Origin of the sequence: Neobacillus drentensis (assembly GCF_036962765.1) — a bacterium.
In the GTDB taxonomy this organism is placed as follows: domain Bacteria; phylum Bacillota; class Bacilli; order Bacillales; family Cytobacillaceae; genus Neobacillus; species Neobacillus drentensis_C.
This window is the reverse complement of the sequence record NZ_JBALOS010000046.1, coordinates 1-14,927: the sequence shown is the minus strand read 5'-3', so window position 1 is coordinate 14,927 and position 14,927 is coordinate 1. Positions and strand designations below refer to the sequence as shown.

The following is a 14,927-nucleotide window of genomic DNA, read 5'->3' as shown; positions in this document are numbered from 1 at the left end:
TCTCTAACTTCCAAACGATTGCTTGCCATTCACTTATTACCGATAAGCATCCTCTCCCAAGTTCAAAATACGATAATGCAATATCACCTAATGAAAAGACTCCTTTCTAGTCGTTCGCCCTTGTATGATGCCACTTTCACAAACAGTCGCGCTCTTTTGGCGGGCTGTTTTATTTGCTATGCGACGAAGTCGGAACGTTGGACTGCTATATTCATTAATCACCCCCAGATGTTGTAATTTGATAAAGTAGCTGCATACTTGTGATTAAATAAAATATACTATTTATCGAAATATTCAGCTAAATCACTCACATTGTAGTCGAGCTGATCTCAAATTAACAATCTCAAAAACTGTAGAATTTGATGTTTTTTGCTTTTTCTACAACCTAAAATTTTGTGCTGTAACTCATATTTTTAATAAATTCTCTAATTTTTTCTAGCTAACGTAAAAAAACAGCCCATTTCTATAAGGAAAAAAGGGCTGTTCTTTATGTTATATAGCTGTTAATTACCATCGATTTCTTGTCCAAGCTGCAGCTTATATTCACAGGGGGACATACCAAAATGCTTTTTAAATCGGGTGTGAAAATAATTGTTCCTCTCTAGACCAACCTTGTCGATAATGGTCGATAAAGACAGTTTGGTGTTGCGCATATATTCGTCCAGCTTTTGCATGCGAAGTCAAAAATGTATTGCGCAATCGACTGCCCGTGTGCTGTTTTGAATAAATGGCCGACATGGTTCGGTGATAGGCGCAATTTTTCAGCAATGGAACTGAGGCAAAGTTCGGTGTTGGAATATTCCTGTTCCACCATTCCGATAATTCGCTGCATCAGATGGTCGTAATTCCAATTTATTTTATAGTGTTAAATAAATTGCGCCTCAACGATTTATAACACTTTGAGGAAATCGTTAGTTTTTAGAGATTTCTAGTGTTGAAAAACCAAAAGAACAACATATTTGTTTGTTGAGCAAGAAAATCCTCCTAACTACAATGATAGCAGACGTACAAATTTTATAAATCACACGGTAAAGGAGAGATATGATGAATTACAACTATCACCAGGATTTGCAGATCGTTAGGGTCAACACCATGCCTGACCGGGCTTATTATATTCCCTGTGCACCAGGCAAAGCCACCTCATCGAAAGAAAACAATGAGCGTGTATTACCCTTAAACGGCAGCTGGCAGTTTGCGTATTATCCCTCGTATGCTGAAGCTTCTCTGGAAGGTGTTTCAGACAGCGTCCTTCCCGTTCCATCCAACTGGCAAATATACGGGTACGACAAGCATCAATATGTCAACATTGATTATCCAATTCCGTACAATCCGCCTTTTGTGCCAAAAGAAAACCCGTGCGGTGTTTATAAACGCACCTTTTCAGTGGAGCTTACAGAAGAAATGCAGTTTTATTTGAATTTTGAAGGTGTGGATTCCTGTCATTATGTATTTCTCAACGGAGTATTTGTAGGATACAGTCAGGTATCACATTCCACTGCTGAATATGATGTTACCCCGTTCTTGCGGGATGGTGAGAACAAGATCGCCGTCGTCGTTCTGAAATGGTGTGATGGCACCTATCTGGAAGCACAGGATAAATTCCGCATGTCGGGCATTTTCCGCGATGTTTATCTATTGAAACGCCCGCAACATCATGTACGCCATTATGTGGTGCAAACATCAATACAACAAGAAAGTACCACTATCTCTTTCAAGTTTGACAATTTCGGTCAAGCACTTAATAAATCCATCAAAATTCTGGACGCAGCAGGCACGCTTGTGGCGCAGGGAGAAACTTGCGATGACACACTTTGCCTGACTATAGATCACCCTGTGCTTTGGAATGCCGAGCAGCCGTATTTGTATCAGATGGTGCTTGACACCTTGCAGGAGCGGATTGTAGATACGATCGGGATTCGCACGATATCTGTACGGGGCAATGTATTACTTGTCAACGAGCAGCCAATCAAACTAAAAGGCGTAAACCGTCACGATAGCTATCCCGATACAGGCTATGTAGCTTCGCGTGAGCAAATGGTACGGGATTTGCAGTTGATGAAGCAGCATAACATCAATGCCATTCGCACATCGCATTACCCGAATGCACCGGAATTTTATCATCTGTGTGATGAATATGGATTTTATGTGATTGACGAGGGAGACATGGAATCGCATGGCGCATGGTCGAGCCATGGTTGGCGCGATAATGACTGGTACGCGCTTGTACATCACGATCCGCAGTTTGGAACGGCTGTTGTGGATCGTGTGCAGCGTCTTGTCACTCGTGACATCAATCGCCCGTGCGTGCTGATCTGGTCACTAGGCAACGAGAGCGGCTTAGGCGTCAATACAGTAGCCGCTATTGAAGCCGTGCGGAACTTGGATAGTACACGCCTTCTTCATTATGAATCCAAGAATTTTATGCATGAAGATCAAGGGAAATTCAATTTTGATAATCTAGATTTAGAAAGCTATATGTATCCAGACCTTGAAACCACTGAAAAACTGGCTCAGGAATGTAAAAAGCCATTGATTCTGTGTGAGTTCGCTCATGCCATGGGTAATGGCCCTGGCAGCTTAACCGAATACTATGATTTGTTCTATCGTTATTCTGGTTTTGCTGGCGGCTTTGTGTGGGAATGGTGTGATCATGCTATTGTACAACATGATGCAAGTGGCAACGCGCAGTATCTTTATGGCGGGGACTTTGGTGAAGTGCTGCATGACGGGAATTTCTGTGTAGATGGGCTGGTATATCCTGACCGCACGCCGCACACCGGTCTGCTGGAGCTGAAAAACTGTGCGCGCCCTGTTCATGTGACAAGGCAAGGAAACACATTCTGGGCTGAAAATAAACTAGACTTTGCCGACCTTTCCGATGCTCTTACCATCGTCTGGACACAGGAGCAAAGCGGTACAAAAATAGCCGAAGGCAGCATTGCCGATTTCAACCTTGCTCCACACACGAAAGCTCAATTGCCGCTTTCACTGCCGCAAATTACCGGATCTCGTGTGTATCTGAAATTTGAATATGTGCAAAAGGCCGAACATCCACTGATTCCTGCCGGAACATCTCTTGGGTTTGATCAATTTGATCTTTCCACCGAAAAATCGAGCGTAATCTTGCCGGTATCGCATCACGCCGTAACGGCTAAGCAGACCGAAACTGGATGGCTTGTGTGTGGCGAAGCATTTTCCTATCATTTTAATACAACACTCGGTACTTTTGATTCATGTGTGGTAGACGGCAAAGAGTGTTTTGCTCAACCGGCAGAATTTGATATTTACCGCGCCCCTACGGATAACGATATGATTGAGGCTGGAATTGCCAGTTTCGGTCAACATTCCTGGAAAAGCCTGCGGCTGGATGCGGCTTATGCCTATACGTACGAAACGTCTGTAGAACAATCGAATACATGTGTTACCATTATCTGCCCTCTATCACTTGTAGCAGATTGTGCTGCGCCTTTCTGTACGATGAAGGCCGTCTATAAAGTGTATGGAAGCGGAGGCGTAGAAGTGAATTTGCACGTATCGGTGCGCAAAGATCTAGCCTATCTGCCGCGTTTTGGCATGCGCTATTTTCTTACCGAAGATTTTCAGAATTGCACCTATTTCGGCAATGGTCCGCATGAGAGCTATGCCGATAAGCATGCAGGCTGTTATAAAAGCAAGTTTCATGCAATAGTGCCGGATCTTTTTGAAAACTATATTTATCCGCAGGAGAACAGTTCACACTACGATACCGAAGAATGCACATTGTCAAACGCGGCTACGGCGATCAAGGTATGCAGCACAACGCCTTTTAGCTTCTGCGCTTCAGAGTATACTCGTGAAGAGCTTGCTGCCAAGAAACACCATTTCGAGCTGCAAAAAAGTGGCAGCATCGTATGGAACATTGACTATGCCATGACCGGTGTCGGCTCTGGAAGCTGTGGTCCTTATACACTGGAGCAATATCGTTTGACGGAGAAAGAATTTGTGTTCGACTATGCATTTTTGCCTCAGAAGAAATCATGATGGAGGTTCTCCTATGTCACAACAAAAATTCACCTTATATTTGATCCACCACAGTCACATATATAAGGCTATACAGACTATCAAGAGAAAATTGAATTGCATCATATTTATTTTATTAAAGAAGTCATTGATATTCTGAATGCCATTCATGCTGGAGAGACCAAGTGGGAAGGCTTCAAATGGAATTGCGAAAGCTTTTGGTGCGTAGAGAAGTTTTTAGAAACAGCAGATCAACCTTATATCGATAATTTTATTAAATATGTCAAATCGGGTGAAATCGGAGTTTCCGGCAACTACCTAAACATGACGGAATTGATTGATTATACCGTTCTGAACAATACAATTGCCAGCAGTGTTCAATATATGGAGCCTTACGCAATTCAATTGACTACTGCCATGACCGCTGATATTAATGGCTATAGCTGGGGATATGCTGATGCGCTATATGAGAATGGGATAAAAAACTTAATGTCATGCATTCATACCCATCATGGCTACCATCCTTTATTCAAAAAGCAGACCCCTTTCTATTGGCAGTCTCCAAAAGGAAACAAGCTTCTTATATGGAACGGAGAACATTTTCTGATAGGTAATGAGCTTTTCATTGCAGATGATGATGTTTATGAATGGGTGATGGACAATTTCTGGGAAACTAATTTTAAAGTAGATTTAGGCGGCTTCCATCAATATCGTTATTCTCTTCTATTAAATAATTCATTTAACGTATCTGAAGCCTTTCAATCAGCAAAGGCTGCTAGCTGTCCTGTTCTATGCTACTATTCTTACGTTTAGAAGCTAATTGAACCGAGTTAAAATACTCCATTATTACTTAAAGAAAAAGTAGACCGCCCCTACGCAAAGGATTGGCAGTCTACTGCTTCGGCTACATGTAATCCCGCATGGCGAAGTAGAGAATTACCGTGAGAAAAGTTACTTAGATCTCCTGCCTCACCTAATATGCCAGCTAGAGAAATTTCACTAATTCCTTTTATAGTAAGTAACTTCTGAGCGAATGGGATCTTATTTAATACTTCTGTCACTTGTTTTTCAACTCTTTCGAGTTGTACTACAGCTAAATCATATTCCTCCAATAGTTGCTCAAGGTGGAATTTATACGCATCAAGTGCTTGTCTTATTCCAACGGATTTCCTAGCTACTTGGAGGAGTAATATAGCCTTTTTTAATCCAGGCTGTCTCTTCATAATTGATTTCCAACCAGTAATAACGTCGTTAGGTTGCAGTGACTCTAATTCTACCGGGGATGGGAATAAACGGAGGGTTGCGATGGCCCCTTTAGCTTTAATATCTTTAAATACTTGTCGAAGTTCTGGAAATACAATATCAACCCAGCGATTTAATTGATTAATAGAACTAACGAGGCGTTTAACTACTACATCACGGTTGGACATAAGAACTCTAAGTTTTTCGAATGATTCTGATGTGTATCTAACCTCAGAGTAGTAACCGTTTTTCACCATGTCAGCGATAACTAGGGCATCCTTTTTATCGCTTTTTGATTGAGTATTATCACGGTTTTCTTTATTCCTTTTTACTAAATGAGGGTTTACTGTTACGACCTCAATATCTTGTTTAGATAGCCATTTTGAAAGATTGATCCAGTAATGACCAGTAGGTTCCATCCCTACTATAGCTTCGTCTAGGTTGTTTAATCTTTGTAGATTTTTAATCCATTTTAGTAAACTAGCAAATCCCTCTTCATTATTTTTAAATGTGAGTGGATCTCCAATCACTATTCCACGGAAATTAACAGCTCGAGCTACATGTAATTGTTGAGCAATATCCACACCAACAATAAGATGTTTAACGGTTGACCTTTTATTATGATGGGCAGTTTTATTTGTACATCGGAAAGATCTTTTGTGCAAAGTAACTTGGACTATAAGGTGTCCCTTCTTGTAACCACCATGATACGATGCCAAGTGTTGAGGAAGCAATTATCTCATTAGGCATCCGAAACGACCGCCATTTCGCTTTTCTATCTTCTGCCCAAAAAGTGATGATATCTAACAATAAATCGAACACTCTTTAGCGAAAATCCTTGTTCTGCAGCATAACATTGTAAAGCCCGCTATTTCGATAAAAATGATCAAGAAAAGAGATAAATCTGGCCCGGGGTGAGGGGGGCCTTTCCCAACTATTTTCACAAAATATTTATCGAAGCCATGGGAGTTACTCCAAATGAATTTGTTACAAAAACTAGGCTTGATAAAGCAAAGGATTTGCTGATAAGAACTGATACATCAGTTGCAGAAATAGCAGTTCAATGCGGCATTGAAAACACACCTTATTTTAGCTATGTGTTTAAGAAACAAATACATTTGACAACTGGAGAATTTAGAAATAAGTATAAATATTTATAAATTCTTCGAAGCTTAGGAATCTAGCAGGTAGTAACCAAAGGTAACTTAATTCTGAATAGTAAAAACTCGGGTAGCTATGAACTGCACCCGAATTGTTAGACACAACTAACAATTGGAGGTGCAGATTTTTCTATGGCTAAATTTACTGAAGAAGATAAGTTAGATGTTGGACAAGGCTTTTGAACAATTAAGGTTGGCGATTCCCCCATTCTTCACTCAGATATCAAGGCTGGCATTATCAGATGAAGCAGTATCAGTACTCATTAGAAAAACAAGGGATTACACAAAGTATGTCTCGTAAAGGCAATTGTTTAGATAATGCAGTAATGGAGATTTTTAAAGAAGAATTAGAAGATTACATCCACTATTACAACCACAAACGAATAAAGGCAAAACCAAAAGGCATGAGTCCGGTTGAATACCGAACTCATGCCCAGGAAGTTGCCTAAAAATTCGAGTCTAACTTTTTGGGTTCAGAACACTAACCCGAGTTTTTTAAAATTAATACATCCTTTGGTTCAATTTCTATTTCATTTTCTAAAATCTCTCCATTAAATAAATCAGTGTATGAGTTTTTTCCAAGTGATACCTTTTGTAAAATATTGCTGTGGTTTAATATAAATATATATTCATTATTTTCCTTCACTCTTCTAGTTATCTCTACCTCTGCATCAGTTTTAAATATAGGTTTAATATTCTTTTCTCCGCAATATTTTTCAATTAATACTTTTATTAAATTGTCCTCTGGTTCCGATGCCACATATATGGCCTTTCCACTTCCATAAGAATTCTCTGTTATTGCAGGTAAGCCTTTATAGTAATCTTCTGTGAAGGTTCCTAGTACAATTGCATTTTCATTGTGAACTACTTCACATATTAATTTACATTCAAAGGTTTTCTCATTTTCCTCCAGCTGCTTTTCTACCCTTATTCCATTCTTCATATCAGGATATAGTGCATCAACCTCTTCTACCCATATACCAAGCAGTTCCTTAAAGGCACCTGGATATCCACCAAGTCTTACAATATCATTTTCATCAACAATGCCACTAAAGAATGTTGTTATGAATGTACCGCCCCTACTTACAAATTTATTAATATTTTCTATAGAGGCATCACTAACCATATATAAAAGAGGAGCTATTACTATTTCATATTTTGATAAATCTGAGGTAGGTTCAACTATGTCTAACGGTATATTTAAATCATATAAGGCTTTATAATATTTCATTATTCTATCAATATATGTTAAATCTACACTAGGTCCACTTGAATATTCAACTCCCCACCAATTAGCCCAATCCATAATTATTGCTACCTTTGATTCAGTTCTAGAATCAATTATTTTATCCTGAAGGTATTGTAATTCCTTGCCTAATTTGCTTAGTTCTTTTCCAATCCGCGTATTTTCATGTCCAACATGAGGCACCATAGCAGCATGAAATTTTTCACAGGCTCCTAGAGATTGCCTCCATTGAAAAAACATTATTCCATCTGCACCGTGGGCTATACATTGATAGCTTAACAGCCTCATTACCCCTGGTCTTTTTTGAGCATTATAGGCTTGCCAATTTTGCTGACTAGGTGTTTGCTCCATTAATAAAAAGGGTTTTCCTTTTTTTAATCCTCTTATCACATCATGTCTAAAAGCAATTACACTTGGATGATCTTTATTTGACGGATAACTATCCCAAGAAGCAACATCACATTGTTCTCCCCACCTAAATAAGTCTAACTCATGGCTTATACTCCATATATTAGTAGTAATAGATGTTTCTTTATGATATTTTCTTATTTCCTGCACTTCTCCATTAAAGCATTCTAACAAACTATTTGACATGAACCTATTGTAATCTATAGCCATGGGCTGAAAATAAGTTCCATCTCTTCCTGCTAAAGCTCCTGGTAAAATCTCTGTTAAAGCAGATGGTACCTCAATTTCATCAAAGTCATATATTGTATGACCCCAAAAGCTTGTATACCAACATTTATTTAAATTTTCTAAAGTTATATATTTATTTTTTAACCATTGTATAAAAGCTTGTCTACAATTTTCACAGTAACAATAGGCACCATATTCATTGTTAACATGCCATAACACAATTGCTGGGTTATTTTTAAAATGTTCAGCCATTTTTCCAGCTATAGTACTTGACAATCTCTTATAGTTGGAACTATTTGGACAAAAGTTCACCCTTCCACCATGTTTACGTTTGCGACCATAAATATCCGTTCTTGTAATATCCGGATATTTTTTACTCATCCAAGCTGGCTGCGCTGCAGTTGGTGTAGCCATGTTTATGAAAATACCATTTTCATATAGAAGATTTACTATTTTATCTAACCATGAAAAATCAAATTCCTCTTCACTTGGCTGCAATTTAGCCCATGAAAATACAGGGAGAGTTACAACATTTACTCCATGAACCTTCATCTGTCTTATGTCTTCTCTCCAAACTTCTTCATCCCATTGATCCGGATTATAATCCGCACCATAAAAAAAGCCTTTAATTTTATCATTAATCATTGAAATATCGCTCCTTATAGCTCCATACAAATCCATTTTATTTCATAAGGTTTTAGTGAAAGCTTAACAGCACTATTTTTATCTCTGTAAACTTCTGTTTCCTGTACTTTATCTGAATTATTTATAATTGCCACATTGCCTGTTTGCAGGTATGCTGCACACTCAGTATTGCTGTTTGAAGTATACCAAGTGAACATTTCCTCCTCTTTAGCTGCTGCCCAATATAAAGCTCTTAATAAAATTCTTACGTTTTCTGGTGTATAAGGAAGTCCTGATATATACACTGCTCTACCCTTGCCAAATTCGTTCACAGCAAGATTTATATCTCCATTATCCATTGAAAGAATCTGTGTGCTATCGCTAACCCTATATACATACATCATTCCTTCGCCAAAATCTATCTTTGACTTTTGATCTTGTAATATAAAGTGAGTCTCCTCTTGAGCCTTATCATGTCTAGTATAACTTAATGTATAGCCCATTTCTCTATCCACACCTAGTATATCTGAGAGCTGGAAGTACTTACCTTGATGCTGATATGCAGTTGGTTCACCTATTCCAATAAATCCGCCTCCATTATGTACCCATTCTCTTAACTTACCTGTTACTTCATCATCTACCCAATACTTATCTCCTGACCATGCTGTGCCAGCATCACCAGCATTTATAATTACACCTATATCTTCCGGTATGCCCTTTTTCTTTATATCTTCAAAGCTCATAAATACCACATCAACTGGCATACCGCTTAAACATTCTATTACCCCTACATAAGAATATATTTTCTTATACCATAAAGCATGTGCCACCATATTAGTCTGCCAGCTTCTAAGCTTTCCCCAAGCATTTAACACAGCTACTTTAAATTTGGCAGTATAAGCTTTGGTTCCTTCCATCTTGTAATGAATTTCTCTAAACTCATTAGTGATTTCTTCTATCTTCTCTACAAACTCTGGAAACTTTAGCGCAAGACTCAAGTATCCACCATAACCCATTCTTTCCACTGGCTTTCTAAGTATTGCACGCCTTGCTTGTACCCAATTTTCTACTGCTTCCTTTGTTGGGTTTCCACCTTCATAAAAGGTATCTGGAAAGAAATATGGTAGAAATCTTCCTTCTGTATATTTTACGTGAGGAATATCGGAAATCAATCTTAAAGTAGCTCCGCTTCCCACAGAGCCTACCACTGAATCTAGTCCAATGTTTCCAAAATAATCTCCATAAGGTTCTGTTCCAATCCAGTTATCACCTAAAAACATCATTGCTTCTTTTCCATAGCTATGACATAAATCAACACATTTTTTAGCATTTTCAGCTACAAAGCCTTGAACAAAATCAATCCAATCTAAAAATTCCTTAGAAGGTACTCTAAAGGGGGAATTATAATATCCTTCATCAACGAAAGCTTCTGCTCTTAGCCTGTAGCCTTTTACCTTTTCAAATTCATCCATGGCCTTTGGACTTACACTAGCACTGTATCCAAACCAATCAACAAACTTTTCCTTTGCTTTGTCATTATAAGCTATTGTGAAGTGGTAAAAAAATGTAGTAAATCTAACAACATCTACACTGGGATTCTCTTTAAGCCAATTATCTAAATAGCTAAAGATATGCTCCCTGGTTTCTTCATGGATTGCATCATAAGGCATCTCTGGTGCTGTAGTCCAATTATTTGTTAGATGATTATACATTTGAGTTGTATCCCAAACTTGATATGCTAAAAAACTCACAGTATATCTATGCCACTTTTTAGCATTGTTGATTACAACCTTTTGAGTGTTGCAATCAAACTCCCAGTGGTTCACATCTAACAACTCGCCACTAGTTCTATCTATAACCTCCCAATATCTTTTAATATCATGGTCCTTATCTATTTCAAATTGTTTATTAAAGTATCCATCTAAAAGGTCTATTTCTAACACCTCGTTTGCAGCGGTATTATGATTAGACATTAAATACTGCATTTGAAGTTGATCTCTATGGGAATAGGCCCACTGTTGATCATTTCTAACAGTTAAATAGGTTGTGTATACCTTTACTGCCATATCCATTAATTCCTTTGATAGTATAGTACCATCACTATTTCTAATGGCATCTGCTCCCCATTTTTCTATAATTCGCTTAACCTCATTATCAATTCCTGTTTCCGCCGGTAAAGTAAATCTACCTTTTCTTAAATCTTCTATCACTGCCTTTTCCTCCTTTTACTCGGAACACTGGATTTTCACTACAACACACTATTCCTTCACAGCACCTGCTGCTATTCCACTAAAAATATATTTTTGGAATATAAAGTAGATTAATAGAGTTGGAATCATAACTATAACCGCTGCTGCACTTAGCATTGGAATAGAAGAAGTTCTAGGATCTTGTATACAATTTAAAAGTAAAGTACTTAAAGTTCTATGCTCCACTCCTGGCATATATAAAAATGGTATATACATGTCATTTAAAACATCAACAGCTTTAAGTATGCCTAAAGTAGCTGTTGCAGGAATCACCATAGGAAAAATTATTCGCCAGTAAATTGTAAAATATGATGCTCCATCCATCATGGCACTTTCATCTACTGAAACCGGTATCTGCTGTAAAAACTGATTATAAATGTATATTTGCATTAAATCTGCACCGGCATATATGAGTATAGGTGCTAAAAGAGTGTCATATACATGAATATTAGTCATTAATCCAAATCTTGATATTTCAGTAACAATACCTGGTATTATTAATCCAACTAGGAATATAGCAAAATATGCTTTTTTTAACTTGAAATCAAATCTAGTTAAACAATATGCAACCATAGTGCTAAGTATAGAATTTATAACAACTGCAGCTACAACCAATATCATGGAATTTTTAAATCCAATAAACACATTTGCACTTTTAAGAACCTCTTTATAATTTTCAAAATTAAGACTAGTAGGTGGTTTAAGTGCTGATTCTGAACCAATCTGAGGTAAGCTTTTAAATGATGCAAAAACTGTAATTAGTATTGGCAAAATTACTATAGCTGATATAAATATAAATAGTAGTATTTTTAGTACTCCTCCTCCACTGACAGATCTCCTTGTAATATTAACGGTGGTTTCCTTTTCTATTTCTAAGTTAGCTTCCATTTTCTCACCCCTTTAAGTTAAATAATTTTTTTTGAATAATGGAGAAAATTATTATTATTATCATCAATACAATTGCCATTGCACAGGCTAATCCAAAATTTTGATATTGAAAGGCTGTATTTATTGTTTGTAATGTAAAAGTTTCGCTAGCATGATTGGGACCACCGCTAGTCATAACATAAGGAATATCAAATATCTGCAAGGCTCCTCTCACGTTCAAAAATAATACTATTTCAACAACAGGCTTTATATTTGGTAATACAATGTGATAAAACTGTTTAAAGGTGCTTGCTCCATCAATAATAGATGCTTCAATCATGTCCGTTGGAAGGGATTGAAATGCCGCTAAAAAAAGTATTATATGGATACCAGAAAATTTCCATATAGAAACTCCAGTAAGAGAATAATTAACAATTTCCGGGTCGCTAAGCCATCCTATTTTATTCATATGAAAAAACTGCAGCATACTATTTAACACTCCATCTTGTGAGCTAAAAAGAAAGATAAACATACATGCAACTGCAACTGTGTTAATTATATAAGGTAAAAATGTAATNNGTCTAATAAAAATGCTAAAAATAATTCAATAGGTATAAAAAGCAAATGCCCCGCAAAATATACAGCATTATTTTTTAGCGATACCCATACCTCCGGTGAATCAAATATTATTTTCTTGAAATTTTTTAATCCTACAAAGGTTTTTGTAGGATTCAGTCCATCCCAGCTTGTAAAGCTTAATGCTACTAGATTTATTATTGGGTATATCATAAATAAACTTATTAAAATAGTGGGAATAAATAAGAATGTAACTAGCACTATGTTCTTCTGCATCTTTAACTCATTATTTTTAAACATAACCCGCCTCCTAGCCTGCTAATTAAAAGAAGAATAAAGCAGCTAAAGGCACCTTATTCTTCTTTTAATTAATTATTTTACTTTTTAGTTACCTCTTGCTTTTTTCCATTGTGCATTTAAATCATTCATTATAGAATCTAAACTAGTTTTGCCTGTCACCATCTGTTGACCTATGCCATTAACGTCAAATTTCATGGCATTCTTTACCTTGTTATACTTATCATCATAGAAAACAGTTACTGACTTAGCATCAACACCATCAAAGGCTTGAGCAAAGAATTGATCATTATAACTTACACCCTTCATTGTAGGCTTTATACTAAGAGTAGAAACAAGCTGAGTATAATAATCACCAAAGAACCATTCAAGGAATTCTTTTGCTTCCTTTTGATTTTTACTAGTTTTAGGAACTCCCCAGAAGAATTCAGTCATTGCAGTATTGTAGAATGGATCGCTAGTAGTATTCCTTGTTGGTAATAAGAAAACTCCTAAATTCTCATCCTTACCTCCATTTTGGTTATAATCACTCTTATACCAGGAGCCAGCTGCTAACATACCAGCTTTTCCCGCTACAAACATTGCTCTTTGCTGATCCCAACCATATCCTAATGGATCATCTCCAAAAACCTTAGCATCATATAATTTTTGAATCTTTGTATATGCATTGTAGAATGGCTGTCCTTTTGTAAAAGGATCATCCTTAGTAGCCATCTTGTTGTAGTATTGTCCATCTCCTGCTTCAAGCATTGGCATATATTCATTAAGTGGATAATTTACCCAAGAATCCTTTAAGCCCAATGCAAGTGGTGTATATTTCTTACCATCTTTTATTGTTTGACAAACCTTTATAAACTCATCCCAAGTCTTAGGTATTTCTAAATTGTATTCTTTGAAAATGTTCTTGTTGTAAAAAACAAATTCATTAAATACTGCTTCTGGTAACCCTATTACATTTCCTTTAATCATAGTTTCCTTAGCATATAAATTGTTTTCAGTTGCCTTTAAATCATTTAGAGGTACCATAATATCCCCATAAAGTGAAAGATTTGCTTGTCTAATTGGGAATACATCTGGCAGCTGATTTGCTGTGCTTCTTATCTTCATTGTATTATCATATTCAGTTTTTCCAACTTTTTCCACTTCTATAGTTACATTTGGATGCACCTTTTTATAAGCATCTGCTATCTTTTTAGTTTCTGTCATATACTTATACTCGTCGTCTCCCCAAAGAGCCATTTTTAGTGTTACCTTTTTATCGCTAGCTGTTGATGCGCTCTTTGTATTTGAGCACCCTACAGCAAAGGTGCTTAGTAGTGTTGCTGCTACTAAAGCTAAGCTTAAATTTTTTAATAATTTCTTTTTAATCACTTTTTTTCCCCCTTCACACTTTATAGTTATATTTTAATTATTTTTACATTATCATTGAATGATATATATTAATGTTTTTTTGATTTATATTATCCTCTTGATTTAAACTAGCATAATTGATTAAAGGTAAGCCCGAATTATAAAAATAAGCGCACCTTTCCTGTACGCATCACAAATAGCAGTATATTCTGATTTTTTCAATCGAATATACGGCTTACTTCATTTACTTGCTACATTCAATCTGAATCTTTTTTGACCATTGATTCGAAGGTAACGCCTTCCAACTTATCTTAGGCCAGAATAACCATCACAAACAATCGTTCCAGATTAGGGCAAAATAGCCCCCTAAGATTGAAAAAGACGACTCAAAATTCACAAATGTGAATTTTTAAGTCGTCTTTTTGAGTTGTACGATAAAGAGCCCCTTTAAAACCGGAGGTTTTTCAGTGCCCTTGCAAAAGTACAGGTGTTTTTATTACTAGGTTTAGATTTTAATATATCTTTTAAGTACCTTCTCAATAAAATAGGTGGAAACAAGCGCATAAAAGCTAACGAAAAATAATCCAAAGGAAAGCTTATATATGGTAAATAATATTAGTGCTATAAGGAGTGCTACAGAGGTAGTACTTATAACTATGTGTTTATAAGTTAATATAAGTG

At 36.7% G+C, this 14,927-nt stretch carries 9 protein-coding genes and 2 pseudogenes; 4 read left to right on the top strand and 7 right to left on the bottom strand.

Annotation, left to right across the window (positions count from 1 at the left end; all coding sequences use genetic code 11):
• Positions 1–503: 503 nt before the first annotated feature.
• On the bottom strand, positions 504–674 hold the full coding sequence (locus V7137_RS30630) for an AraC family transcriptional regulator (protein ID WP_420490103.1): 171 nt from the start codon (positions 672–674) through the stop codon (positions 504–506).
• Between the two features lie 370 nt (positions 675–1,044).
• Here V7137_RS30630 and V7137_RS07685 point away from each other — a divergent pair, with 370 nt between their 5' ends.
• Both V7137_RS07685 and V7137_RS07680 read left to right on the top strand, forming a co-directional pair.
• Positions 1,045–4,020, top strand: a complete 2,976-nt coding sequence (locus V7137_RS07685; protein ID WP_335697536.1) for a glycoside hydrolase family 2 TIM barrel-domain containing protein — start codon at positions 1,045–1,047, stop codon at positions 4,018–4,020.
• 96 nt (positions 4,021–4,116) lie between these two features.
• A complete protein-coding gene (locus V7137_RS07680; protein ID WP_335697535.1) occupies positions 4,117–4,812 on the top strand; it encodes a hypothetical protein in 696 nt (231 codons plus the stop codon).
• Positions 4,813–4,895: 83 nt separating this feature from the next.
• Here V7137_RS07680 and V7137_RS07675 read toward each other — a convergent pair.
• Positions 4,896–5,906: pseudogene (locus tag V7137_RS07675) on the bottom strand (IS110 family transposase); the annotation flags it as partial.
• Positions 5,907–6,155: 249 nt separating this feature from the next.
• On the opposite strand from V7137_RS07675, the gene V7137_RS30625 reads away from it, so the two are divergent.
• Both V7137_RS30625 and V7137_RS07670 read left to right on the top strand, forming a co-directional pair.
• Positions 6,156–6,401 carry a helix-turn-helix transcriptional regulator gene (locus tag V7137_RS30625; RefSeq protein WP_420490102.1) on the top strand — a complete coding sequence of 82 codons (246 nt, stop codon included), beginning with the start codon at positions 6,156–6,158 and terminating at the stop codon, positions 6,399–6,401.
• Between the two features lie 198 nt (positions 6,402–6,599).
• Positions 6,600–6,850 (top strand): annotated as a pseudogene (locus V7137_RS07670) (IS3 family transposase); the annotation flags it as partial.
• 32 nt (positions 6,851–6,882) lie between these two features.
• Here the strand turns inward: V7137_RS07670 and V7137_RS07665 are convergent.
• From V7137_RS07665 to V7137_RS07645, 5 genes are all read right to left on the bottom strand, one after another.
• On the bottom strand, positions 6,883–8,928 hold the full coding sequence (locus V7137_RS07665; protein WP_335697534.1) for a beta-galactosidase: 2,046 nt from the start codon (positions 8,926–8,928) through the stop codon (positions 6,883–6,885).
• 14 nt (positions 8,929–8,942) lie between these two features.
• A complete protein-coding gene (gnpA, locus tag V7137_RS07660; RefSeq protein ID WP_335697533.1) occupies positions 8,943–11,117 on the bottom strand; it encodes a 1,3-beta-galactosyl-N-acetylhexosamine phosphorylase in 2,175 nt (724 codons plus the stop codon).
• A gap of 48 nt (positions 11,118–11,165) precedes the next feature.
• Complete coding sequence (locus tag V7137_RS07655) at positions 11,166–12,044, bottom strand: carbohydrate ABC transporter permease (RefSeq protein WP_335697532.1); 879 nt, start codon at positions 12,042–12,044, stop codon at positions 11,166–11,168.
• A 4-nt stretch (positions 12,045–12,048) separates the two neighbouring features.
• Positions 12,049–12,579 (bottom strand): carbohydrate ABC transporter permease, encoded by a 531-nt coding sequence (locus V7137_RS07650; RefSeq protein ID WP_335697565.1) that lies wholly within the window; start codon positions 12,577–12,579, stop codon positions 12,049–12,051.
• A 404-nt stretch (positions 12,580–12,983) separates the two neighbouring features.
• Positions 12,984–14,267 carry an ABC transporter substrate-binding protein gene (locus tag V7137_RS07645; protein WP_335697531.1) on the bottom strand — a complete coding sequence of 428 codons (1,284 nt, stop codon included), beginning with the start codon at positions 14,265–14,267 and terminating at the stop codon, positions 12,984–12,986.
• Between the last annotated feature and the right edge of the window lie 660 nt (positions 14,268–14,927).